We start from the raw sequence: 24,516 nt of genomic DNA, 5'->3' as shown, positions 1-24,516 counted from the left end.
TGTTGTTTGTTACTTTACCTGCGTTCTAAATTCTGTTTTTGAATCACTTTATTTAAAGGTGTGGACTTATTTATTCAGGTGCATAATACACCAGATTATTTAATGCCATGCCTTTTGTGTTATCATGGGAAAGTTACTGACAATAAAAGGCAGGATCCCTCCCCGACCAAAGTTTGGTATCCTGCCTTAGCAACTCCGTACACAGAAGTGTACGAAAACATGCAAGACAATGATAACCCTTTACGTCGAAGAAAACAATCCGATTACACCAGGTTTCTACAACTCTGTCCTAAACAATCTCCAGTTCCATCAGCTCAAATGCCCTTGTGGTCAGTCAGGCTGCCTATCCGTCCATGGTTATTACAACAGATATGTTAAAACCGAGGATGGAAAAGTAATGTTCAGGATCTGCCGTGTGAAATGCGATCAGTGTGGACGCACTCACGCTCTCCTTCTGTCATCAATGGTTCCTTATTCCCAGATATCATTCCAGGATCACCTTCAGATAATCACAGCTCATGAAAAAGAGACGCCTTCAAACATCACTCTTTCCTCAGCTCTGTCTTTTGACGAGAGCAACTTTAGATACATCATCAGGATGTACCTGAAGCACTGGAAACAACGGCTTATCTCCGAACGTATTTCTGTTGATGGCGAAAGCCTTATAAGCAGCTGTTTTCAATACTTCAAGCGTCAGTTCATGCAGATTAAATGTACTCCAAATATCCTTTTCCTAAATACCACATAACCTGGCACGAACTCTCTCCTGATCCTCCATATACTTAAGAAAAAACGAAAGGAGGATCCGCCATGGATCAGGAAAAACAACAAAACATTGCTCTTATGAGATACTCTGTTATCTCTCCAATCATTTCAGGTCTCTGGGAAGACTACTCATCCCTTACGGCTTTCTTTAATGACGCCTCAGCCAAGGGAGTTTTAGCTCCTGATGGCTCGGTCAAGCACTTTGCACCACAGACCATTGAGCGCTGGTACCGTAACTACAAGAAAGGCGGTTTTGATGCTCTCATCCCTACAGGCCGTGTGGATCAGGGTCTGCCCCGAAAGCTGGATGCAGATCTTCAGGAACAGATCAGATATCTCAAAACCAACTACCCCCGCATGTCCGCAGCATCTATCCACAGACAGCTTCAGGATAACGGAAGCATAAAAGTAGGCACTGTTTCAGAATCAACAGTCAACCGCTACGTCAATCAGCTCTCACTTGAAATGAAGACCACCACAAACCCTGACATGCGACGTTACGAGCGCCCACACATCAACGAGGTATGGTGCGGAGATTCAAGCGTTGGCCCTTATCTCAAGACCGATGATGGTAAGAAGCATAAAGTCTATATCATTGCCCTTATCGATGATGCAAGCAGGTTCATTGTTGGCATAGATGTTTTCTTCAATGACAACTTTGTGAACCTCATGTCTGTCATAAAATCAGCAGTTGCAAAGTATGGACGTCCACAGATGTTCAACTTTGACAATGGCAGTTCCTACAAGAACAAGCAGATGGAACTCCTTGCCGCCCGCATCGGCTCAGTCATCCATTATGACCAGCCTTACACGCCTACACAGAAAGCAAAGATCGAGCGCTGGTTCCGCACCATGAAAGATCAGTGGATGTCAGGCCTCGACATCAGGGATTTCCATTCCCTCGATGAACTCAGAGGTAATCTCTTTGCCTATGTGCAGAAGTACAATCAGACCGTACATTCTTCCTTAAACGGAAGATCACCGCAGGACAGATACTTCTCAGAACCAAATCTTTTCCACCGCCTCAGCGATGAAGAGATAGACCACTCCTTCCTCCTCGAAATCGAGAGAAGAGTCTCGGCTGATAATGTCATCACCATAGACCAGGTTGAATACGAAGTGGACTGCCGTTTTTCAAAGCAGCATATCAAGCTCCGCTATTCTCCAGGGCTTGACGAAATTTACATTGTTGAAGCCGATGGAACACTTACGCCAATCCGTCTCCTAAACAAAGTGGAGAATTCCAAAGTTAAGAGAGACAAGGTACATATCTGCAGAGGAGAAGACTGATGGAATACTTTACACGCTACGGGCTTGAGTTTAACCCATTTATCAAGAACTCAAGGGAGATAATCGTTGATACCGCAGAACACAGGGAAGCCCTGTTCCGCCTTGACTACCTGGCCAAGACCAAAGGATTCGGCCTGCTCACCGGAAGTCCCGGTAGAGGCAAGACAACTGTCATAAGGCACTGGTCATCATCGCTGAATCCCTCGCTGTATAAAGTTATATATTCAAGTCTTTCCACCCTGACCCCGAATGATTTCTACAGAAATCTTGTTTCAGAGTTTGGCGCCCAGCCTGCATTCAAGAAACCAAGTAATTTCAAGATCATCCAGGAAGAAGTCACACGCCTGTCCGTTGAAAAGAGGAAAACGCCTGTGATCATCATTGATGAAGCGAACTATATCAACAATACCATCCTTAACGATCTCAAGATTCTTTTTAACTTTGAGATGGATTCCAGGGACAGAGCAGTCATTCTGCTTGCCGGACTTCCGAACCTTAATTCCACACTCGGGCTTGGTATTCATGAACCCCTCAGGCAGAGAATCGTCATGAACTACAACCTTGATGGTGTGACAAAGGAAGAAGGCCGCAGCTATATCTCTGAAAAGCTCAAAGGTGCTGGCTGTAATCAGACCATCTTTGATGGTGCAGCAATAGAAGCAATACTCAACGCAGCTGATGGAACTCCGCGTCTCATAAACAAGTACTGTAACGCCAGCCTCCTTATAGGTGACAGCGCCAAAGCTGATCTCATTACAACCGACATCGTCATGCAGGCAGTCAATGACTGCGAACTTGGTTAGGATTACATCCCTCACTCATTTAAAGTGCGTGAGGGATGATTTCATTTATATAATCTGAAAATCAGGTGTCAAACAATCTAACTGTACCCTTTGTCTGACACCCTATGCAGCCTCATTTAAAGTGAAGATTGAGGACTCATTTAATGTGCCGGACAACACTATATGCTGCTGCCGTATCTATAAGTCTATAGCCTTCATCGTATGCATTAGAAATCACATCGATCATCTGATCTCTATCTGTGATTTGCCATGTTCCAAGACCTACGGTAGGTATAGTATTGTTATTTCTTAGTTTTACATATTCCATAAACTATTTTTTGTTTCAATATAATTAAGTTATCGTTATATAAATGATTGTTTTTGTGGTGGAATTATGATATCTTGATTGAGCCGTGTACCTCCAGCAGAAAGGAGGTGGTAGTCTTTGGAGTACTTAATAGCATTTGCTATCTCTGTTGTGGCAGGTATAGTTGCCAACTATATCTGCAAATGGCTGGACAGAGATGAGTAACACGGTTACAGCCTGAGAATAGCTATCTCTAAATAGCAAGAAGCCCTCGATGTAGCAGCATCGAGGGCTTCGCTTTATCTTGGAATATTTAATAGCATTTATATTGCGTTTCCGCAATTACATATTATATCACCCTCGCCATATTGTCAATTATGCCATTTTCAATTCTGCAATATCAGATCCACCACCCTTTCGCTGGCATGTCCATCTTCGATGACATCATATCTATTCATAAAGGCACTTATGTTTTCTTCATATTTCTTTTCATTGAATGCCTCTACATTCTGAATTAGTGTTTCATTTTCCTCCGCAATATCAAATGGAAGCTCTTCTCTTTTCCACATGAACTGTCCGCGATTTTTAATGTATTCCTGAACATCATCCGCATAGAGAAGTACCGGTATATGAGCAAATGCTGCATCAAAAGCACAGCTGCTATAGTCTGTAATAACCATATCGCAACCACCCATAATTTCGCTTATATCTGGCCATTGGCTTACATCTATAAGCCTGTCATCCTCTGATAGCAGCGGCATCTTATCTAGCTTTGCTGATAATTGAGGATGCAATCTTAATAATACTCTCCACTCGCAGCCATATTTTTCTGATAACGCTTTTATAAGCCTATCAAAATCTATTTGGGGAGTCTCAGCTATGACCTGCTTTTTTCCCTGCTGGGTCCCACCACGGAAGGTTGGAGCAAATAAGAGGAGCTTACAATTTTTATCTATGTCGAGCTTTTCTCTAATAGATTTGTATAGCTCATCCCTATTATTAACAAGTGGATCTACTCTTGGAGATCCTACTCTAAGTGTAGGTCCTGTATATAAGAGTTTTTTAGGATATACGTCATCACAATACTGCGAATTTGACAAAAAATAATCCGCAAGTCCTGAATCCCATTCACTAACCAGTCTTGCTATTTTAGGAAATGCATTTCCTCTAAATAGTCCGACCGCTTTGAAGCCTATGGTCGCATGCCAGGTCTGAATGTATAACTGGCTATTTCTTTTAAGTGTCCCAAAGGGTTTCCTGTAATTATCTATCCACACCTTTGAAGTAGCAAGATGATATACCGTATTGAATGGTGTATCCTTAACTTTCTTTATATAAGAAGGAAACTCTTTCGAGGTATCATGAAGAAGCCATACCATCTCCAGCTCCGGTCTTCTTCTGTGCAACTCTTCTGCAATATACCTAGGATTACAGCAGAATCCGCCGTCTCCTTCATACGACGAAAATACTATCTTGTTTTCCTTTACGGGTAATACCCACAGTATGTGAAAAAGCAAGCTTAATCGGCTTGCTTTCCTTTTCCTCATTTCTATATATTTTTCGTCGTTACTATCCATTTATTATTCGAATTTACAATTAATAATAACTTATTGCATTAACAATATTTCTATTTGTTAATCTGTTATCTAAAATGTCAGATTTCATCTACCCTCATAGGTATCTCCACTCTGAGTAGTGTAGATGATATATTCGGAGTATGCGGAAGATATATCACATCAACTCCATATGGTTCCAAGTCAATTTCCGTACGCGTCCACCTCTCATCGCCCTTCCAGTCATCGCCGATAAATACAGCATCAAATTTGTATTGCTTATACAGCTCGACCTTATCAAGGGTAGCAACAATCACACATTCATCGACGCTTTTAAGATTTCTTATAATCTCCGCGCGATCTTCCTGGGAGATTACGGTTTTCTTGTGCTTATATACTTCTACAAGTGAATCTGCGTTAACTCCAACTATGAGCCTCTCACAGTATTTTGCTGCGTTATTAATGAGGCGCAAATGCCCTATGTGGAACATATCATATACGCCTTGTGTGTAGCCGAGTTTGTATTTTTTTTCTGCTATTATAATGCTTGCCACCTTTACGAAATTGTCATCGTTGTCAATTGGGTATTATAAAAGCGCAGTTTTCGCTGCGCTTTTATATCTGTTCAATTTATTACTGCATTTTTCAAACACTGGTCATAATACTGTTTTGCTTTCTCTTCTGTTAACTTATATAGTTTTTGAAGTTTTGATAATATGATATCCTCTGCTATACCATCTTCAAGCTTATCTTCGATGAATATCCGTATTCCCTGTTCTATTCCCTGTTCTATTCCCTGTTCTTTGCTTTGTTCTATATCATCCTTCATTAACTCTCTTAAAGCTTCACACATAGTCGATTCCCTCCTTATTTTTTCATATAACTCATAATTGGCAGATACGCTAACCTGTAATATTGCATCCACGTTCATCTGATCTGCCTTATTATTGATTGCAGTTGAATCATTGATAAACTTCCTAATAATAGCTTCATCTGCATTTTTTGACATTATCTTTAACGCAGAAAAAGTTTCATCTTCCAGTTCATCAATAACCACAATCTGAGTAGGGATATTTACTATTCTATTAACATAATACACGCCTTTATATTTCTCATCAACCTCAGCCCCAAGTTTATGAAGGTGCTTCATAAGTTTATGAGGATTTTTATCTCTAAAAATGGATATCGACATTTCTGAAACATCAATTTGATTTACTTTTTCAGCATAGCCTTTGTATAAGCATGCATATCCTAAAGTTTATAGAAGTCATCTTTTGTGCTTGTCAACTATTGTTTTGATTGAATTTTACGCCATGCTTCGCCATCCCACATATTTTTCAATGTGGATAGACTCCCGCTATAATCAATATGCAACCATCCGCGCCCCCGTCGCCGTATATGATACGCATATCTGCTTTCTGAACTAACTACCCATAAGAATTTCTATAACTAATATTGTGCCTTAGCACAAATTGTAAGCAAAATTTAAATTGTTCTCAATTGTTGTCGAAATTGTTTACACAATAACATTTTATCATAATAATATTTCGATAACAATATTTCTTTAGAGCGTAATAAAATGTATAAAAAATGATAGAGACCACAAAAGCCTCTATCATATATCGGTAGAATCAATTATATTATTTACCCTTTCCTCAACCAAAAAGATCATCCATCGTAATAAGCGATTGTATATTCCCTGAATAAGAATTATTCGTCATTCCATAAGTTGTAACAAGAGTTGGGTAAATAGCATATTTCGTTTTTGTCATAAGTTTAAAATCTGAGATTTTCCTCCGAATATCCCCATCAACGCTTTCTGTAATAGTGTATTCGAAATCCGAATATTTCATTTCACATAGATTGATAACCTGGTCCTTTCGTACTATCAAAAGATCAATCTGAGAGCCTCTTACCCCCTTATCCGGGTCTGCCTTGCAGCACCAGGAGTTAACATCTGTCTGAACACCTGATATTCCAAGCTTATTCTTTATTTCTTTTACATGCTCCATACAGACTCTCTCAAAGGCAAGCCCCTGCCAGGTATTTATTCTTGGAGTATTTATCTGATTCGTCCAAAAATGTTCGTCAGTTGGCTCATCCTCCAAGAACTGATAATGAAACAGTGTAAAATTATCAATCAACTGATAAATCGCATTTTTCTTTTTATTACCGTAAGCATCATATTTTCTTATGAAACCACAGCTCTCCAATTCTTCCAGCTTTGTTGAAAGGTCACCCGAATTTCCAACTCCGGATTTTTCTATTATCTCTTCCCTGGTCATCCCTATTTTCTTTTTACCAAGTGCCTCGATAATACTTAGGTAGACTCTGGGGTTCTTGAATACAGAAGCATATAGATATTTAAATTCCTGCTTCAATGGAGCATTTTTAGAAAATAATATCCGATCAATATTCTGAGATAAGCTAAGACCTTTTTCCAAGAATCCCCAATAAAACGGAACGCCACCAAATATCATGTAATATTGCATTATCTGATTTCGTGTCAGTGCCAGTCCATTTGCTTTAATATATTCCTCGCATTCTGCAAGCGAAAACTGCGACAGGCCAATTTGTTCTGTTAATCGGTTGTACAATCCCCCCTTATTATGTATAACCTTGGAAAGCATCCATGAGGTAGCACTTGCGCATACAATCAGGACAATATCACGTCTTGCAGAAGCCCATCCATTCCAGAAATTCTCTAAAGCAATCAACAAATCTCCATTTTGTGTATCCATCCAGGACAACTCATCTATGAAGATTATTTTTTTCTTTTCCTGTGATACTCTGATAAGATCCTTCAAATCCTCAAAGGCTTCCATCCAATTCTTTCTCTTTGAAGAAGATATTCCGCCTGCATCCTTTATGGATGCTTCAAAGGCAAAAATCTGCTCCTTCAATCCCCCTTCGGATAGCCCGGCATACTGAAATGTGAATCTGTAATTATAAGCCTCCCTGACAAGAAAGGTTTTGCCTATTCTGCGTCTCCCATATACTGCTATAAAATGTGAATAGTCATCCTGAATCGCATTTTGTAAAACTGCAATCTCATTTTTTCTTCCTATTAACATATGTGCCTCATCTCTACTTAATCTCAATTTTTTATAGTGATTAAGTAAATTCTAAATCATTTTTCCTCCTTTTTCAACGAAATATATATTTCAACTCTACTTAATCTCATCTAATTTTATCGATTTAGTAGTGCTTATTTCCATTTATCAAAAAAATGATAGAGAGTGCATTACCCTCTAGCATATATGGATCTCTAATATCAACTTTTATTCTTCTCTTTCAGTCACAAGCTGAACATCATCCGCATAAAGTTCAATCATTCTCACTGCCCCAAGAAGTTCCATAGCAGCATAAACCACGCGCTTTTTTACATCCACTTTTTCAACAGTAAAAATATACTCGCCGTAAACCTCTTCATAGGTCACCTTATCTCCGGGGTGTATTCCTATGTCAATAATCGGATCTATTGCTGTATCGCCTTGTCCTTGAATATCGCCATTTTGACTGCCCTGTCCCAGCTTATGCTCCTTACGTCTGTCGTCTAGCCAGGGGAGTCTTGGATCTCCTTCCTCCCAGAGACCGAAGCGTATTCTTCGCTCTTTTCCGAAAGCATTAACTTCAACTATTGCTTCGCGGTTCCTAAGCTTTAGCTTGGTTATGCGATTTCTGTATCTGGCGAGCGGCCCTACCACGTCAATAATTCTGTTATTCTTGGTAACATCGACGAAGCTGACATGCATAACACCATCTTCGATTAGTGTCCTTAGGAACCCCTCATCCTCTTCGCTCACAGGGATAAACATCTTTTTTCCTTCATCATCCTCTGTGCCAAGGATCCTTGTAAATTCAGGAATTTTTTTAAGCGTAGGTATAAGTTTTTCCGGTTCATCCATATCAATAAAAATATATCCCGGAAACATTCTTCGAAAAATTATTCGGCATTTATCATCGCGTCTTCTTACCTCTTCATATAGCGGAATAAAGCTATCCTTGTATACACCTTTTTCTGCTATCCTATCAAGGAGAAGCTTTAAATCATGCTCATCCCCACTTTTTGTCTGTAATACGTACCACATGAGTAATCCCCCAACAATAAGTATGTTATAAAATCATGCCATCAACTTCCAGACACGCTAATACTCTCTCAAGAGGTCCAGTCTGCTATTAAACATCTCCCACTCGGCATCTCTACCCTCAAACCAGTCTTTTTCTACATCTGCTACCTGATTTAATCCAACTTTTTTAACCGCCTCTATCGCTGCCTCTTTTTGAGAAATATGTCTTGGAAGCGCCGTCTGACATAATGCGCCTTCAAGATTGTCGTATGCCTTAAATGATTGATTAAAATCCATCAGGTCATGAAGTCTTAATGCCTTTCCGGTTTCATTATCAATCAGAATTCCCCAGTTTTCCCAGTGCCTGTCGGTATTCCCCACAAGGTAATCCAGGATATTCATCATATAGTATCCTTGTTCATCAAGCTCTATTATTGAATCCAACGGATTTAAATCGTGATTAACCGCATAGATGTCATATGCAGCCCGGGTTGCAATACTCATGTCTTTACCTGTCATAAGCTTACTTACAGAAACCGGCGTACCTTCGAACACATCCTCTTCATAAAGTACCTGATTACATTTAAAGCAACGACATATTTTACTTGCAAGGATTTCATTTTTTACATTTACTATGTCTCCATCCTTATAGAGCCAGAAGCCATCTTCCTTTCTGACCCATGCCTTTGGAAAAACTCCACTTGTAGATATATCATCCGCTATCAGATGGGCATTCTCTACTGTCATGTTCTTACCACGAAGCGAAAGGTCCACAAAGGCATTATCAAGATGATTGTCATATATATTGATCTCATTAAACGAAGTATTTTCTTGTTCTTCTTTTACCCAATATATATCCTTCAGCGTCAGGCAGTGATAAGATAACGAAACCTTTGCCCTGTCTCTATCAGTCGTCCCCTGTCCTGCACCGATACTATTCAATATTTCCTTTGCATATTTCCTATCAAGTGTAAGAACTCTGCTTGCACACCAGTAGTAAAAATTGGTCAGATTATTTACAAGCGTATCAACATCTTGCCCTTCTTCTAGCCATAAATCGTAGGGCAAAAAGGCAGAATTATAGAGTTTTGATGTACCCTTATCTGAAATATCCGCTATTAACTTGTCCCCGTGCATAATCTGCCAAAGTGACATATATTCTTACTCCGCAAATTTATATTTCGTAAGTGACATTTTTATTGTTCTATCATTCTTGCTATAATTCGTTAATGCTTGTTATGGTTTTATTATTTGTTATGCTTTATATTATTTGTTATTCTTTGTTCTAAAAAAACACTCATAACTCCCAGCTCTTGCTACCGCTTCCTCTTGTTCCTTTTTGTCTACAGCTGGTGCATCTGCCGTCAGCATACTGCCTACTCTGCTCACAAATTCAGCAAACTCATACCTAAGGCCATCACCCTCAAATTCACACTCATACTTATCTATACATTTCGGATCTTCAAATCTCACTTCAAAATATTTAGTTAACCACCAGGGTGAAGGAACAAGGATATATCCCTTTGAGCCTGAGATAAGGAGCTGACCTTCGCTCTTTACTGTAAGACCGGTTTTCGCGGTTGCAAATTTATTATTATCATACTCAAAGTGGATTTTGGTATAGCCATCGACAGCAGATAATTCTAAGTTATCCCTAACAACATTAGAGGCATCGTCCATCCGCTTATTATCATGAAAAATATAACCACTTACATTATTAGGAGCCCCCTCATATATCGCAAGACGCACATAAGCATTTATAGACTTATACTCGGTCCCCAAAAATCTAAATATCGGAAGCATAGTATAACTGCCAAATTCAGTAAAACTCCCGCCATACTTCTTATCTGTAAACTCTCTGCATCCAGGTGGCGTCAGCCTTGTAAATGCAGCTTCCACATCAACAACATCACCTATTATTCCACTCCCCACTACTTCGCATAACTTCTTAAATCCTGGACAATAGGCTGTTTTTATTGCCTCCATTAAAACCAGATTCTTTTCATCTGCAATCCTGAAAAGTTCTTCTGCCTGTTCAGCAGAAAAGCATAGAGGTTTCTCACATATTACATGAATACCTGCTTCCAGCATCTTTTTGGCATAATCATAATGGGTTCCGTGAGGAGTGGCGATATATACAGCACATGCGTCAGTAGCGCCATTCAACCTATCATTAATGTTTCCCACGCTCTTACTATCCGAATATATTTCAGTATTTTGGGCAAGTATCTCAATAAAGCCATCCGTATTACCCGTATACTCCGGAATCCCATTCTCCCTTGCAAAATTTTCAGCATGCTCCAGATTAGGATTCAGTACTGCAATAACTTCTAGCCCACCTACAGTCCTAATCTCTTTTACCGCTCTCTTTGCTATTCTCCCGGTTCCGATTATTCCCAATCTGATCATAAGAACACTCCACTTTTAACAACCTATCTATTCTTATTCAAAAACAGCTATCCTTTCCATGGCCAACTCCATAAATGCTTTCTTCATATTTTCAGGGAGATATGAATCTTCAATCATCTGCAAATATGTTTTTTCCAATCCTGCAATTCTTTTCATAAATCCCAATGCTGTTTTATCAGCAAGTCCCATGCTTGAAGCTAGTGCAATAAAATCCTTTTTCCTAATATTGCGCTTTTTTCCATTAATCGTAAGTGCCATCTGTTCCTTATCAGCAGGAACTATGACATTAACAGGAAGCAAGTCATACGCCGGCGATAGTCCGTAGATTCTGCTGCCCGGTTTATCTTCTATCAGCGAAAAATTTTTAAGATGCATGTCCGAATTGCCCGTAGCAAAGCTGAAGAGAATTCTATAATAAATATCCGCCATATCCAATCCGGTATTCTTGGAAAAGCTCTTAACCACCTTTCCGCAATTTTCGTATGAGCTCTTGTACTTATCAGCTGTGACACGTCCTGACAGCTGACAAAAATCCTCCATAGCAAGCATCCCGTTTTTTATGCGATCAACTCGTTTAGTTATATATGAAAACTCGCCATTTTTCATAATAAGCGCATTTGGCACGGTTTTTATTTTTGCAACCTCCGCCATTTTCATAACTAAAAACTCTGCTTCCGGGAGCGCTTCATACTCCTGCGACTGTGGCTTTAATATGTAGTCTGTTGGATAATCCACTATGGTTAGCCTTTGTTTTCCATCATCCTTACTTAAATGAAGAGATAGTTTCTTCTGAACTCCGGGAACCGTAAGCTTTTTATTAACTGCTTCGTTCGCTATTTTCTCAATCTCATCATGGCTAATATCCAAATCAGGTAAAGCTGCGGTGTCAAAAAACTTTTTTATGCATTTACTATGCCACTGACTTTCAACTTCATATTCAGTTGGATTTACCATTTCTTTATCGCAGCATAGACATCTCATATATCAGCCTCTATCCAAACATCTCCAATACAATCCCTGCAAGACGACAGCATAAGACCAAACCTGTCCTTGCCATCTATTTTCCAGTTTCTTTCAACCACTCCAAGAAGCCAGCCTTCAGGAATTAAGCCATCAAAAAAAGGAAAAAGAAACTTTGATTTATATTCATCAGAGGTAAGCGGCATGGTTAGACTAACAGGAAGTGCTCCCTCTCTTTCAAGATATTCTTTGTCATAAGAAAATCCATACCCCTCATCAGTTTCATATATTCTGCCGGCATATATATTTTGTATGTAAACTTTTCCTGCTCTGGCCATTAAAGATCAACCTCTCTGTCGATACTACCGGGAACTGCCTGCATTCCGAACATAGAAAGGGCCTGATTGACCTTATCCATGCGGACTGTTTCCTTCCCCTGCTCAAGTTCACGCACAAAACGAAGCCCTAAACCTGAGCGTAGGGCAAATTCTTCCTGTGTAAGTCCAGCCTTTTTCCGTTCAGTTTTTACAAATTCAGCTATTGTATTCATATAATAATACTACACCCTATAAGGTATAATTTCAATCTCAGCGCTAATATTTACACCCTATAGGGTATATTTCCGTTTAAACTTGAACAATTACACCCTATAGGGTATATAAGATAATATTTCTTATCATTTTATATCCTATAGGGTGTATTTGTCTAAGTACTTGCCAGTAGCACATTCTTCAGCATCTTTAATAGCCTGAGCCCTTAGCCTATTGATTCCCACAGCATTACCATCCTTGCTGTGTTCTTCGAAGTCCCATAAATTTCTCAACAACCTTCGCCATAGCAATGGACTCCTGAGAGGTAAGCTTATAGTCGTTACCACCTGTTCCATTTACTTTTCCTAAAAACTCTGCTATCTCATATCTAAATCCATCACTTCCAACAAAGGGTGCATCATAATGCTCAACCTTGTTTGGATCCTCAAATCTGACATCAAATTCCTTGATCAGCCACCAGGGAGATTTTGCAAGAATATATCCTTTGGTCCCTGAGATAACCAGTTGTCCTTCGGATTTTACTCCGGCACCGGTCTTGGATGTAGCAAGTCCATCCTTGTACCTGAACTGAACTTTAGTAAACTTATCTATTCCATCCTTGCCCAATATAGAGTCTATGCTGAACTGAACGTATTCCGTCCCAAATAGCTTAAATATAGGCAGCATGGTATAGCTACCATATTCCATAAAGGCTCCGCCATACTTAGCGTCAGCCATTTCTCGTGATTTAGGATCTCCAAGTCTTGTGAAGCATGCCTCAACATCACAGATTTCTCCGATGGTTCCGTTTCTGGCAACTGAGAGTAGCTGCTGGAATCCCGGAAGATAAGCAGCTCTGATACCTTCCATCAAAACTACCTGATGTTCCTTTGCAAGGGCGTACAGTTCAACAGCCTCATCATATGTAAATGTCATGGGTTTTTCGCAGATCACATGTTTTCCTGCCATGATGGCTTGTCTTACATATGCTGCATGTGTTTCGTTGGGGGATGCAACATAAACAGCATCGACCTTATCAAGAAACTTCACATAATCATTACTATATGCTAATATCGGAAAATCCTTTTTAAATCTCTTTAAGCTTTCTGTGTCGGGATTATAAGCTGCTATTGCCTCGATACCGGATACATACTTAAGCTCAGCGAAAAATCGTCTTGCTATTCTTCCTGTACCAACAATGCCAAGCTTAATAAGCTTTACCCTGTCTTCACGAATAATAGTAGATGATATATTAGGAGTTCTTTCCAGGTATACCACATTACAATACTGCTTAAGATAATCAAATTTTCCAGTCCAGTCAGACCCAAGGACAAAGGTATCAATACCATACTTCTGGACATCTTCTATCTTCTGTCCAACGTGATCCTCAACAATTATTTCATCAGCAAATCCAGTATCCTTAACGTTCTGAATGCGCGTCATTATGGGATCGACAAGGTTCAGTTTTCCTCTCTGTCTGTCGTAGTATTCTGTGGTGACACCCACAATAAGATAATCCCCCAGCGCCTTTGCACGCTCCAGGATTCGGTAGTGGCCTTCGTGGAATAAGTCGAATGACCCGTAAGTAATGATTTTCTTCATTTCTATCCCTCACAAGAAAAAAGCTAATCATTGAAATGTTGTTAAATACTATTATAATCAAAATTCTGTTCCAGTGCCAACTATTAGCGAAAATATGCTATAAAAGAGGCGCCTTCCCTCCTGGAAAGCGCCCCAGCATAATTGATTTTGATAATTTTTGGATTTTATTTTTACTGAGCTTATTAGCCCTGAAGGAGTGACATAACACCCTGTGTACTCTGGTTTGCCTGAGCCAGCATGGACTGTCCTGCCTGTGCGAGGATGTTGTTCTTGCTGTAGGTAACCATCTCGTCTGCCATATCTGTGTCACGGATTCTGGACTCAGCTGCTGTTGTATTCTCTACTACGTTATCCAGGTTCTTGATTGTGTGCTCAAGTCTGTTCTGTACTGCACCGAGTTCTGATCTCTGCTCTGATACCTGTCTGATAGCATCTTCTATTGCGTCGATTGCGTATGTTGCGGAGATACCTGTGCTGTCTGCTACTGTCAGATTCTGGATTCCGAGGTAAGCTGTTGTCATAGGCTTGATCAGAACGCTGATCTTGTTGTTCATGTCTGCGTCAGATCCTACATGGAGACTTACTGCGAGATCCTTAGGAACCTGTGCTGTGCTCTTCTGGATACTGAATACGTATGTGCCACCTTTTGCTCCAACGTAGCCCTTTACTCTTGCTCCTTCTTTTTCTGTCCATGTCTCTGTGCTGTTCTCATCAGGGTCTCTATTAAATCTGTCGTCAACACCATTAACCGCATCTTTTTCTGTCGTGTCGCCATCGGTATATTTACCTGTCTTATTAGCATTTGTACCGGACAATGTAGGCTTTAATGTTACCTTTACCTTCTCGAGATTATTGGAATCTACACCAACTCTGTTAGCCTGGATAAGTGCATCCATAACCTTTGCAACTGCAGTACTTACATGTATATTCTTATCAAGTGTCGTATCTACTGCAGTTCTGGGCCACTCGTCATCACCATCGGATACGGATACTATTGTTCCATCCTTAACCTTAGCCTTAATCTCTTCTACAGAGAACTCCTGCTCACCGAATCTGAATACTACTTCTGTCTGAGATGAAGAATCCAGTGCTGTAACATATTCTGTTCCATCTATAACAACCTTCTGCACAGCGTCTTTGCGATCCTGCTCTGTTGCCTGAACTGTAGCACCATCTATTTCTTTACCATTGTCTCTGATCTTCTCCAGAGGCTCTTTTGCAAGGTTTGCTACTCTCTGGATTGCCTGCTGAATACTTGCTATGCTGTCATCATCTGTGTAGATGTGATATTCTTTTCCTGCGATCTTAACGTCTGAATCGTCCTTAAGATCCATTCTGAAGGATGCCTTTACGCCTGCGTCTCCAAGAACACCTTCGAGACCTGCGTCGTGTGCCTTCATATATACATTATGATAACCTGTTGATCCTTTAAGGAGATAGGTTTCATTGAATTTTGTTGTCTCTGCTACGCGGTCGATTTCTGTTGTGAGCTGTTTGATCTCATTCTGGATAGCTGTACGATCTGACTCACTGTTGGTTCCGTTTGCTGCCTGTACTGCCAGCTCGTTCATTCTCTGAAGCATATCGTGTACTTCTGTAAGTGCACCTTCTGCTGTCTGTACGGAACTTACGCCATCGTCTGCGTTTGTTGATGCTCTGTCAAGACCTCTCATCTGCTTTCTCATTTTTTCTGAAATTGAAAGTCCTGCTGCATCGTCTGCTGCTCTATTGATCTGATATCCTGAGGAAAGTTTTTCAGAAGATTTTGCCTGACCACTTGTTGTAATGCCAAGCATTCTATTAGAATTCATCGCCGTCAAATTATGCTGGATAACCATATTATACCTCCATGTGGGTGCAGTTCATCCTATAATCCGTATAGTCAGAGACTGCCTGCTTGATAAAAAAATTCAAATCCAAAAGTTTCTTATTAAGTTGAGTGCGCTCCCACATCGATCATCCTTGACGATGTTTTTATTTGTTTTACACTCTATATATCGTTCGGATTTTCGATTACTTAACCCCTTTTTTGAATTTTTTTTGATTTTTTATTTCAAAAATGATTTCAGAGCAAAATTAAAAGCCCGCAAACGCAGTATTTATCTGCATTTCGAGCTTTTGAATGTGTTTGAAAAATTTCACAAATTTGAAAAAAATCCCCTCATCCGGCACTTCGTGCCACCTGTCTTCGCTCCGCTTCGGTCCGCGCTGAACAATCGTCCCCCGGACGATTAGCGCCCCCAAAGGGGAAGGCAATAATTCTATTCTGCAATCGATTCAAGAATAGCCTCCTTAAGGCTGGCACAGTCCTGTGGTAAATGTGAATAATATAGTATAGCACTCTCAAACACCGGAATTGCTTCCTCGTTATTTCTAATCATAAACTGATAATCAGGAATGGAATAGAGGTCCTCAACCCAGTATTCCTCAAGCAGTGCATTGGCTGTTGTCCTATAAATCTCTGCTCTGAGATTATCCAGTTTCTTTAATTTGTTATTATTCTTTTTATCCCTGATATCCTGATATTTACATACATTAAGGAGCTGAGAGCAAATTCCGGACACTTCCTCAGAATTCTTTGCTATCATATCAAGATCATCGCACCAGCTCTTTAGCTTAGTAACCATTTCCTGATGTTCAGAATCTGTCTGTGCCTTGGGAAGATTCAGAAGTGTCTCACCTAAGTCGTAACTGTTTTCACTTAATTCCTCAGCAACCTCCTCCAAAGTCTTTACTTCAGAGCCATGAATCAGTGCACCGCCTTCAGTAGCATCTATTACTTTAAGGGCGGGATTAAGCTTAATTCTTCTTTCGAAGAAGTCCCTGAACTCTCTCCACATTCCGCAGGACTGAACTGTTCCGCCAAGAGCGCCGGGAAGTTCTATAGTCCTAAGATTTCTGGCATCGTCTCCGCCTGAATCAGAATTATCCGCATGATGTTTTCTGTCAAGATAAGCCATATCCTGACCTATGAGAATAATATTGTTTATTCCCAGTTTTTCGCACACTACAAAGCAGGCTCCTGAGACATTACCTCCAAGATCAAGGGCTCCAAAGTCTGCCTCTACCCTGTCACCAAATAATGTGTCCTCATAATGGAGTGCATGAAAGTATATGCACCTTCCCTCAAAAAGTTTCTGTGACTGCCAGTTGGTCTGCATGGAGCATAAGAGTGGTATTTTTTCTGCCACCTTGTATTGCAGAAATGACGGATCCTTTACAGGTTCTGCTGAAAGAACTACATCGGGTTCAATACCATGCGCATCCAGAACATTTAATGCTCTGTCACTGCACATGATGAATGCGTGTCCTTTTATTTTCTTTAATACATCTACGTTTTTATTTAGAGATGGTCCCGCAGAAACTATAACTGCAGGTATTCCTTCAGGAAGTGCGCTACAAAGATCCTTTAGAAGGGATGCTTCTCTCATATGGTTCCATGCATAGAGTCTGCAACGTAAACTGGCTCTTCCGCGTTCTTTCTGATAATTCTTCTGTCCGTTCATTATTCCCGCAAGCGCTGTGCAACATTCATCAAAAGTGACATCAATTGCATAAAATGGCGTGTATATTCCTACCGTTTCGGAATTGAATGTCACCATATCCTGCATGGACTCATTGACATAGAGCCCTTTTTGCTCATCATTCACAAACAAAAAAACTCTCGGATGATTAATGAATCCGGTTATATCAACGCATCCGCAAACAAAAGAAAAAAGTGATTCCTGAGGCTCATACACATAGAACATGGTATCAGGCCTGAATTTTTTAATCAGCGCAGCAAGATGATACCCTGCTTCAAAGCCAAGGAGTGTGATGGTAGTTCTTCTGTTCTTACTCTCATACTTTTCTGCCCAGCGCTCAGCCTCATACTCCGGATCATACTCACTGTTCAAACGAAGGTCGGTTCCATTGTAACCAGCTCCCTTAATAAAAAGGATGGGGTCGCCGTTTTTTGCGATATCCATCCTGTAAATCTCATCTTCATCTGCATTAATATGTGGTCTGAATCCATAGCGCTTTTCAAATGCAGAAAAATTCTTTTCTCTTATTTCTTCACTTTTCTGAAGCATTGTATCCCCCATAAAGAAAACCCATGTATTATTTAATCCATTCTGCAATTTCACCATTCAGATCATGATGGATAATATCCGCAGCAAGTATCAGATCCCCTGCATCATTTGCTGCTGCCAGCCTGGCAAAATCCGTTTGCCATCTCTGGAGCAGCTTAGTATGATTTGCATCAGCTTTTCCGCTCTGTACCAGAAGTTCAGTGAAGGTAACAAGCTGCTTCATAACAGGCGCAATCATCTCTGCCCCACCGGGTTTACGTTGGTATATTGTGTCTGCAGCTTTCTCGTTATTTCTAATGACTTGCTTCCCTAAATCTTTTATGCTCTCCATAATTGCACCTTCTTTAAACCAGTTAAAGCTTATACAAAATCTTTTACTCGAATCTTCAAATCATCATATATACCAACGGGTATAACTTCATCAAAGTCACAAACCTTCGGACTAACTTCTTCCTGCAAATTATATACTGTAGTTTTTTCATCCATAGGATTAACTATCCAATATTCTCTTACTCCAGCTTGGTGGTATAGATTAAGCTTATCAATATAATCATGTGAATAATTGCTTGGTGATACTACTTCTATAATCCAATCAGGCGCTCCTGTGCATCCCCTGTCTGTCAGCTTTTCTTTATCACAGATAACGCTTATATCCGGCTCTACGATAGTGTCTTTCGTCTCATCCAAAAGAACCGCAAATGGAGCAGGATATACTTCGCAATCTCCATTCTTTGAATCAATGTAATCAGCTATATTTCTTGATAGATTAAAAGCGATCCTTTGATGTAACCTATTAGGAGGTGTCATATTATATATGTGGCCATCTATGAGTTCCACAAATTCCCCTTCGACAGAATTATAGAACTCATTAACAGTATAATAATCTTTATGTTCAATAGGTAATGGCATATCTATCACCTCCGGAATAAATCGTCACACATTTTATCTAATATACTGAAAATTATACCATATTGATTAAGCAATAGAAAAGGCTCTCCTTGCTGAAGAACCTTTGCAATCTCGCCATTTTCTGCCCCCTCATCCGGCACTTCGTGCCACCTGTCTTCGCTCCGCTTCGGTCCGCGCTGAACAATCGTCCCCCGGACGATTAGCGCCCCCTGTGGGGGAAGGCTTTTTGTTATCCTTGTAGGAGTGACATCACACCTTGAGCACTCTGATTTGCCTGCGCAAGTACTGAATTACCGGCCTGGGAAAGGATATTCAACGTAGACAACCTTACCATCTCAGAAGCCATGTCTGTGTCTCTAAGACGCGATTCGGATGCTGTGGTATTTTCCACAACATTATCCAGATTAAGTAGTGTATGTTCAAGTCTGTTCTGAATTGCACCAAAGTAGCTGCGCACTGAGCTGACCATAATGATCGCATCTCCGAAAGCATCTATTGCATCAGTCGCTCTTTCTTCGTTAAGCACATTCGTATCCTCAAGGAAAAGCGCTTTGGTACTCATATCATATCTCTTTATAGACACTTTATTATTCATATCAGCATCAGTACCAACATGCAGATCCACAGTATAATAGTGGCCTCTCGCCTTTTCCTCTTCATCGACCTCTTCCGTAGCTTCCACATATTTTACAGACTGACTGGTTATCTTGAAAGGCTGGGCGTCCTTATCTGCTGTATCAGCAAGTATGCTTGTTCCTCCGGTGCTAAGGCTTGGTGTAATAAGTGAACCTGCACCACCAAGACTGTTGTATGTAAGTCTTCTTACAAATTCAACAGCGCTGTATTTTCCTGCGATAGGAGAAGTCGTGCTCCCGCCATTTATCTCAGCCTTAAGCTGAGCCTCTGTAAGCCCTGTCGTTGCCTTAATTACATCATCAAAACTGTCGTTTCTTCCATTCGAGTCGCCATCTATAAACCCTTGGAACATTTTACTTGCGCCATTTTGAAGATTGGCTGTTGTTACCTCATTTCCATCTGCTGCCAGGTAGCTGGCATAGGCTGCTGCAAGATAGCCATGTCCGTATTCTCTGTCATCAACTGTATATTGGCCCAGATAATTAACTATCTCACTATCCTTACTATTATCATCTTCGCCTTCCAGTCCTTTGACGATTCCTGACAACTCATCATTCCAACCTGTTGTATATCCGCCACCTACAAGCTGAGCGGTCCCCTCTTTAAACCATTTAGGAAAATCCTCAGCTCCACTATCGCTATGCATTCTGGAAGGAAAAACTACGTCCATTACACCATGCATTGTCTCATGTGCGATAGTAGATTCAAGCTGCTGCATCTTATATGAACCAAGGTCAAGCGATGGAAAATCATCATTATCCACATCCATCTGAAGTGATCCGGAATAGAATCCCTGTCCGGGTATCGAGAAGGCTGCCCACATACGGGCAAGCGTGTTACCAACACCATCAATATAGTCAACCTTAAGCTTTGTATTATATTTACTGGTATCACCCTTGGCAAGTTCACTTAGCTTATTCCCGATTGAAGAAAAGCTATTCATTATCTGCTCAATGGCGTTGGGATAATACTCATTTGTAACCTTATTTGCAAGTAGTTCCAATGATGTCTTTACTTTTTCAGGAATATTTGAAGTAGGTTTTTCAGGGACTACTCCACCCTTAACAAAAACGCTGGTCTCATTAAACTTTGTCCTGGAAGTAATAGAATCAATCTCTTTTTTCAGAGCAACAATCTCATTATTTATGGCTATTCTGTCGCCCTCAGACAATGTTCCGTTTGCAGCCTGAATAGCAAGTACGTTGCCACGCTGGAGCATGTCATGTACTTCGTGAAGTGCACCATCAGCTATCTGAACAAAGGATATTCCATCCTTACCATTTTTCACAGAGCGTCCAAGTCCTCGCATTTGACGACGCATCTTCTCGGAAATAGAAAGTCCTGCCGCATCGTCCGCTGCACGATTTATCTTATAACCGGATGACAGTTTCTCCGCAGACTTCTGCCTGCTGCCTGTAACCATCCCGGTCTGTCTGTTTGCATTTAATGACTGTAAGTTGTGCTGAATAACCATATAGTAATCTCATCATTCTGTTTGCAAATCATCTGTTGCTACAATATGGTTATCGGGCGTCACATAAAAAAACTTAATATATCACTTTCACGAAAAGAGCCCTCCCCTTTCGGGGAGAGCTCTTTCTATGGTTGTACGTAATGTACTCTAGTATCGCTAACTGGATTAGCCGAGGAGTGAAAGAACGCCCTGGTTACTCTGATTAGCCTGTGCAAGCATAGACTGACCAGCCTGAGCAAGAATGTTATTCTTGCTGTATGTAACCATCTCATCAGCCATGTCTGTATCACGGATACGGGACTCAGCTGCTGTGGTATTCTCAACAACGTTATCCAGGTTCTTAATTGTGTGCTCTAAGCGGTTCTGAACAGCACCGAGTGCGGATCTCTGAGAAGATACTGTCTTAATAGCATCCTCGATAGCATCGATTGCGTATGTAGCTGCCATACCAGTGTTATCTACTACGTTCAGATTCTGAACGCCGAGGTTCTTAGCTGTCATAGCTTCTACACCGATAGTGATCTTGTTTGTCATGTCTGCATCAGCACCAACATGGAGCTGGAGACCAAGATCCTTAGCAACCTGTGCAGTACCTTTGCTGATTGAGAAGGTGTATGTTCCTTCCAAAGCATCTTTTACATCTTTGCCATCTGCACCATTCTTACTTATCTGCTTGCCTTTACCATCTTTATCACTTGTGTTATATGCTCTTACTTCAACCTTGTTCTGAGGTACGGAATTATCTCCGGATTCAGTCTGGTCAACACCAATTCTGTTGGCCTGAAGAAGTGCTGCAGCCATCTTGTTTACAGCTGTAGCAACAGAGATATTCTTGTCGAGACTTGTGTCAACCGCTGTTCTTGTACCATTTGCTGATGCCTTACCATCTACACTAATATCAACTTTAGCACCATCAACGATCTTAGCTTTAATCTGATCAAGTGTAAACTCTTCTTCTCCAAGTTTGAATACAGTCTGTGTCTTATCCTGAGAAGCTGCTGCTGCCTGATAGGAAGCTCCATTAATGGTAATACTAAGATTAGCACTAAGTTTTCCATCTGTATTCTTAATCTTGTTAAACTCTGTATCTAAATCACCCTGCATCTTGTCGATGGTATCTTTTGACTTATCATAAATATGATATGTCTTACCAGCAATAGTCTTATCAGTATCAGTTTTAACCTCAGCAGTAAATGTAGCTGCACCACCAGCTATTCCGCCTTTTTCAGTAAGATTGTCAGAAAGTGTTCCTTCAAGACCTGCATCATGAGCTGCCATAACTTTCTGTCTGAAACCTGTCTGGCCTTTCAGCAAGTATGTCTCGTTGAACTTGGTTGTCTCAGCAACACGATCGATCTCGGTTGTCAGCTGATCAATCTCGTTCTGGATTGATGTACGATCATTAGCACTGTTTGTTCCGTTAGCTGCCTGAACTGCAAGTTCATTCATTCTCTGCAGCATATCGTGTACTTCTGTGAGTGCACCTTCTGCTGTCTGTACGGAACTTACACCATCATCGGCGTTAGTTGAAGCACGATCCAGACCTCTGATCTGCTTTCTCATCTTTTCGGAAATTGAAAGACCTGCTGCATCATCTGCTGCACGGTTAATCTGATAACCTGATGAGAGTTTCTCGGCTGACTTTGACTGTGAACCAGTTGTTACTCCAAGATTTCTGTTAGCGTTCATCGCTGTGACGTTGTGTTGTACTACCATAATATACCTCCTTGTTTGTGTACGCGGCAAATCCTTTTGCCGTAGTTAAAAATTTTGAATTGTGTGTCATAGATTCGGATATCCGGTGAGCGGAGTTCCTAGGCTGCTCTCTCCCTGGTATCCTACTATATCACAAGCACGCTCCCTTGTGTTCCGTGCCACAATTAAGCGAGCTTTGTGTTCTTACATACATTATATCGGACATGCTATCATAATGTTAACCCCATTTTTCAAAAAAAGTATAAATTATTTATAAACAATTCGGGACAAAAAAGAACCCCAGATAAACTCTGGGGTTATGAAATCTGCGGTGCAGATTGATTATCTCTTTGAGAACGATTAATGAAGTGAATGTGCCTTATTTGTTGAACTAAGTCACTCTGACAAACTAAAAGCGGTTCTGAAATTTTATCGTTCAATCAGTAAACAGTAAAGATTGTATTTTTCTCAAACATCCCTACAGCAAATGCCAATTTAAAATAAAAAGGCATATTCTCATAGGCTTCGAAACTGGTTCGCTTTAAAAACTCCTCAATGGATATCTCCTCAATGTAGCCATATGGATTGGCTACAGTAATTTTGTTATTTGGAATATCCATTCCTATAAGCAACGAATAATGTAGCGTCCACACATCACCATACTTAGCTGCCCACTCAAATGGCACAGGGATTCCTCTTGCCAGGTTTTCATAAGCTACATCTATCAGTTCCGTATTTGCCATGTATTTATGGATGGACGTAGTATACTCCGGAAAGCGCTTGTTCATTTCTTCGCAAAACTTATCTCCTGTTGAGGTTATGACCTTGCCATATTCATTGTACAGATCCTCTTCTGTCAGATGCCCCTCATTCCATGCAGAAAACATCTCAATACAAGCATAACCACAGGAAACATCCTGAATTATTACCTCTACTCCATCAACATATACCGGAGTGCTATATTTATCATCTTTATATATAGACGAATATTCAGTTAGAATTCTTTCTGTCTGAATCCGTAGCTTTATCAAAAGTCCCACCAGCACAACAATAATCAGCGTTATAAAAATGAAAATACTGCGAATTGCTTTTTTCAAATAATACCTCCCTTGTAAAAAGAAATAGCCTTGGAATTGTAGCTCTATGTCCCAAGCACCGCCATCCTGGCTCCACTTTTATCTGCAACCTCTAGGATCTTTTCAAGAAGAGCCGTCCCCTTCAGGTTCTATAGAACGATATTTATCTTCTACTATATCCGTTTTTAAACAATAAAAAAAGACATCTGACAATTTTATCCGCCAGAACAACATCCTTATCAAGTATAAACTCCCATGAATGCTTTCTATCACGTTGCCAATTCAATAATCCTACCTGCTGCGTACGGTAGAAAGCTCAGGGCTACTGTGCGAGGCTGTTAGCAACGAAAGTTTATAATATGACGATATTGCCTGCTATATTACT

General features: G+C 40.5%; 22 protein-coding genes. 3 read left to right on the top strand and 19 right to left on the bottom strand.

Annotated elements, in window-relative coordinates:
- Window positions 1-229: 229 nt before the first annotated feature.
- The 3 genes from G602_RS24785 to G602_RS0101540 all read left to right on the top strand — a co-directional run bounded on the left by G602_RS24785 (window position 230) and on the right by G602_RS0101540 (window position 2,858).
- Window positions 230-748 carry a DUF6431 domain-containing protein gene (locus tag G602_RS24785; RefSeq protein ID WP_155829656.1) on the top strand — a complete coding sequence of 173 codons (519 nt, stop codon included), beginning with the start codon at window positions 230-232 and terminating at the stop codon, window positions 746-748.
- A gap of 62 nt (window positions 749-810) precedes the next feature.
- On the top strand, window positions 811-2,055 hold the full coding sequence (locus G602_RS0101545; RefSeq protein ID WP_026512086.1) for a DDE-type integrase/transposase/recombinase: 1,245 nt from the start codon (window positions 811-813) through the stop codon (window positions 2,053-2,055).
- Window positions 2,055-2,858: an ExeA family protein gene (locus G602_RS0101540; protein WP_026657311.1), complete on the top strand. Its 804-nt coding sequence runs from the start codon at window positions 2,055-2,057 to the stop codon at window positions 2,856-2,858. Before G602_RS0101545 ends, G602_RS0101540 begins: the two co-directional genes overlap by 1 nt.
- A gap of 136 nt (window positions 2,859-2,994) precedes the next feature.
- Here G602_RS0101540 and G602_RS32160 read toward each other — a convergent pair whose 3' ends face one another.
- The 19 genes from G602_RS32160 to G602_RS0101435 all read right to left on the bottom strand — a co-directional run bounded on the left by G602_RS32160 (window position 2,995) and on the right by G602_RS0101435 (window position 24,152).
- On the bottom strand, window positions 2,995-3,165 hold the full coding sequence (locus G602_RS32160) for an aldo/keto reductase (protein WP_155829655.1): 171 nt from the start codon (window positions 3,163-3,165) through the stop codon (window positions 2,995-2,997).
- A gap of 365 nt (window positions 3,166-3,530) precedes the next feature.
- Entirely contained in the window at window positions 3,531-4,691 is a 1,161-nt protein-coding gene (locus G602_RS0101530) for a CDP-glycerol glycerophosphotransferase family protein (protein WP_242835473.1), read from the bottom strand.
- A gap of 107 nt (window positions 4,692-4,798) precedes the next feature.
- Window positions 4,799-5,251 (bottom strand): adenylyltransferase/cytidyltransferase family protein, encoded by a 453-nt coding sequence (locus G602_RS0101525; protein ID WP_242835471.1) that lies wholly within the window; start codon window positions 5,249-5,251, stop codon window positions 4,799-4,801.
- 71 nt (window positions 5,252-5,322) lie between these two features.
- Window positions 5,323-5,889: a hypothetical protein gene (locus G602_RS24780; RefSeq protein ID WP_049944996.1), complete on the bottom strand. Its 567-nt coding sequence runs from the start codon at window positions 5,887-5,889 to the stop codon at window positions 5,323-5,325.
- A 463-nt stretch (window positions 5,890-6,352) separates the two neighbouring features.
- On the bottom strand, window positions 6,353-7,771 hold the full coding sequence (locus G602_RS0101515) for an AAA family ATPase (protein ID WP_026657307.1): 1,419 nt from the start codon (window positions 7,769-7,771) through the stop codon (window positions 6,353-6,355).
- Between the two features lie 207 nt (window positions 7,772-7,978).
- Complete coding sequence (locus tag G602_RS0101510) at window positions 7,979-8,788, bottom strand: transcription termination/antitermination NusG family protein (protein WP_026657306.1); 810 nt, start codon at window positions 8,786-8,788, stop codon at window positions 7,979-7,981.
- A 57-nt stretch (window positions 8,789-8,845) separates the two neighbouring features.
- Window positions 8,846-9,922, bottom strand: a complete 1,077-nt coding sequence (locus G602_RS0101505) for a hypothetical protein (protein ID WP_026657305.1) — start codon at window positions 9,920-9,922, stop codon at window positions 8,846-8,848.
- 111 nt (window positions 9,923-10,033) lie between these two features.
- A complete protein-coding gene (locus G602_RS31280) occupies window positions 10,034-11,176 on the bottom strand; it encodes a Gfo/Idh/MocA family protein (RefSeq protein ID WP_044930732.1) in 1,143 nt (380 codons plus the stop codon).
- A 33-nt stretch (window positions 11,177-11,209) separates the two neighbouring features.
- Window positions 11,210-12,157 carry a type II toxin-antitoxin system HipA family toxin gene (locus G602_RS0101495; RefSeq protein ID WP_026657303.1) on the bottom strand — a complete coding sequence of 316 codons (948 nt, stop codon included), beginning with the start codon at window positions 12,155-12,157 and terminating at the stop codon, window positions 11,210-11,212.
- Entirely contained in the window at window positions 12,154-12,474 is a 321-nt protein-coding gene (locus G602_RS0101490) for a HipA N-terminal domain-containing protein (protein WP_026657302.1), read from the bottom strand. Before G602_RS0101490 ends, G602_RS0101495 begins: the two co-directional genes overlap by 4 nt.
- The gene (locus G602_RS0101485; protein ID WP_026657301.1) at window positions 12,474-12,686 is read right to left on the bottom strand and encodes a type II toxin-antitoxin system Y4mF family antitoxin; all 213 of its coding nucleotides are present in this window, start codon (window positions 12,684-12,686) and stop codon (window positions 12,474-12,476) included. The genes G602_RS0101490 and G602_RS0101485 overlap by 1 nt, the downstream gene beginning before the upstream one ends.
- Window positions 12,687-12,915: 229 nt before the next feature.
- Window positions 12,916-14,268, bottom strand: coding sequence for a Gfo/Idh/MocA family oxidoreductase (locus G602_RS0101480; protein WP_026657300.1), 1,353 nt, complete (start codon window positions 14,266-14,268; stop codon window positions 12,916-12,918).
- A gap of 182 nt (window positions 14,269-14,450) precedes the next feature.
- Window positions 14,451-16,106: a flagellin N-terminal helical domain-containing protein gene (locus G602_RS0101475; RefSeq protein ID WP_026657299.1), complete on the bottom strand. Its 1,656-nt coding sequence runs from the start codon at window positions 16,104-16,106 to the stop codon at window positions 14,451-14,453.
- A gap of 423 nt (window positions 16,107-16,529) precedes the next feature.
- Window positions 16,530-18,341, bottom strand: coding sequence for a motility associated factor glycosyltransferase family protein (locus G602_RS0101465; protein ID WP_026657296.1), 1,812 nt, complete (start codon window positions 18,339-18,341; stop codon window positions 16,530-16,532).
- 28 nt (window positions 18,342-18,369) lie between these two features.
- Window positions 18,370-18,672 (bottom strand): hypothetical protein, encoded by a 303-nt coding sequence (locus G602_RS0101460; protein WP_026657295.1) that lies wholly within the window; start codon window positions 18,670-18,672, stop codon window positions 18,370-18,372.
- A gap of 29 nt (window positions 18,673-18,701) precedes the next feature.
- Window positions 18,702-19,250, bottom strand: a complete 549-nt coding sequence (locus tag G602_RS0101455; protein WP_026657294.1) for a Uma2 family endonuclease — start codon at window positions 19,248-19,250, stop codon at window positions 18,702-18,704.
- 229 nt (window positions 19,251-19,479) lie between these two features.
- Window positions 19,480-21,360 (bottom strand): flagellinolysin, encoded by a 1,881-nt coding sequence (locus G602_RS28475; RefSeq protein ID WP_026657293.1) that lies wholly within the window; start codon window positions 21,358-21,360, stop codon window positions 19,480-19,482.
- Window positions 21,361-21,525: 165 nt separating this feature from the next.
- A complete protein-coding gene (locus G602_RS0101440; protein ID WP_026657292.1) occupies window positions 21,526-23,076 on the bottom strand; it encodes a flagellin N-terminal helical domain-containing protein in 1,551 nt (516 codons plus the stop codon).
- Between the two features lie 419 nt (window positions 23,077-23,495).
- Complete coding sequence (locus G602_RS0101435; protein ID WP_026657291.1) at window positions 23,496-24,152, bottom strand: hypothetical protein; 657 nt, start codon at window positions 24,150-24,152, stop codon at window positions 23,496-23,498.
- Window positions 24,153-24,516: the final 364 nt, after the last annotated feature.

This window comes from Butyrivibrio sp. AC2005 (assembly GCF_000424145.1).
Lineage (GTDB): Bacteria > Bacillota > Clostridia > Lachnospirales > Lachnospiraceae > Butyrivibrio.
This window is presented reverse-complemented; position numbering and strand designations above follow the sequence as displayed.

What these genes read in the sequence shown, in the direction of transcription:
- G602_RS24785 (WP_155829656.1), top strand. Translation starts at nt 230, where the DNA reads ATGATAACCCTTTACGTCGAAGAAAACAATCCGATTACACCAGGTTTC.
- G602_RS0101545 (WP_026512086.1), top strand. Translation starts at nt 811, where the DNA reads ATGGATCAGGAAAAACAACAAAACATTGCTCTTATGAGATACTCTGTT.
- G602_RS0101540 (WP_026657311.1), top strand. Translation starts at nt 2,055, where the DNA reads ATGGAATACTTTACACGCTACGGGCTTGAGTTTAACCCATTTATCAAG.
- G602_RS32160 (WP_155829655.1), bottom strand. Translation starts at nt 3,165, where the DNA reads ATGGAATATGTAAAACTAAGAAATAACAATACTATACCTACCGTAGGT.
- G602_RS0101530 (WP_242835473.1), bottom strand. Translation starts at nt 4,691, where the DNA reads ATGAGGAAAAGGAAAGCAAGCCGATTAAGCTTGCTTTTTCACATACTG.
- G602_RS24780 (WP_049944996.1), bottom strand. Translation starts at nt 5,889, where the DNA reads ATGTCGATATCCATTTTTAGAGATAAAAATCCTCATAAACTTATGAAG.
- G602_RS0101515 (WP_026657307.1), bottom strand. Translation starts at nt 7,771, where the DNA reads ATGTTAATAGGAAGAAAAAATGAGATTGCAGTTTTACAAAATGCGATT.
- G602_RS0101510 (WP_026657306.1), bottom strand. Translation starts at nt 8,788, where the DNA reads ATGTGGTACGTATTACAGACAAAAAGTGGGGATGAGCATGATTTAAAG.
- G602_RS0101505 (WP_026657305.1), bottom strand. Translation starts at nt 9,922, where the DNA reads ATGTCACTTTGGCAGATTATGCACGGGGACAAGTTAATAGCGGATATT.
- G602_RS31280 (WP_044930732.1), bottom strand. Translation starts at nt 11,176, where the DNA reads ATGATCAGATTGGGAATAATCGGAACCGGGAGAATAGCAAAGAGAGCG.
- G602_RS0101495 (WP_026657303.1), bottom strand. Translation starts at nt 12,157, where the DNA reads ATGAGATGTCTATGCTGCGATAAAGAAATGGTAAATCCAACTGAATAT.
- G602_RS0101490 (WP_026657302.1), bottom strand. Translation starts at nt 12,474, where the DNA reads ATGGCCAGAGCAGGAAAAGTTTACATACAAAATATATATGCCGGCAGA.
- G602_RS0101485 (WP_026657301.1), bottom strand. Translation starts at nt 12,686, where the DNA reads ATGAATACAATAGCTGAATTTGTAAAAACTGAACGGAAAAAGGCTGGA.
- G602_RS0101480 (WP_026657300.1), bottom strand. Translation starts at nt 14,268, where the DNA reads ATGAAGAAAATCATTACTTACGGGTCATTCGACTTATTCCACGAAGGC.
- G602_RS0101475 (WP_026657299.1), bottom strand. Translation starts at nt 16,106, where the DNA reads ATGGTTATCCAGCATAATTTGACGGCGATGAATTCTAATAGAATGCTT.
- G602_RS0101465 (WP_026657296.1), bottom strand. Translation starts at nt 18,341, where the DNA reads ATGCTTCAGAAAAGTGAAGAAATAAGAGAAAAGAATTTTTCTGCATTT.
- G602_RS0101460 (WP_026657295.1), bottom strand. Translation starts at nt 18,672, where the DNA reads ATGGAGAGCATAAAAGATTTAGGGAAGCAAGTCATTAGAAATAACGAG.
- G602_RS0101455 (WP_026657294.1), bottom strand. Translation starts at nt 19,250, where the DNA reads ATGCCATTACCTATTGAACATAAAGATTATTATACTGTTAATGAGTTC.
- G602_RS28475 (WP_026657293.1), bottom strand. Translation starts at nt 21,360, where the DNA reads ATGGTTATTCAGCACAACTTACAGTCATTAAATGCAAACAGACAGACC.
- G602_RS0101440 (WP_026657292.1), bottom strand. Translation starts at nt 23,076, where the DNA reads ATGGTAGTACAACACAACGTCACAGCGATGAACGCTAACAGAAATCTT.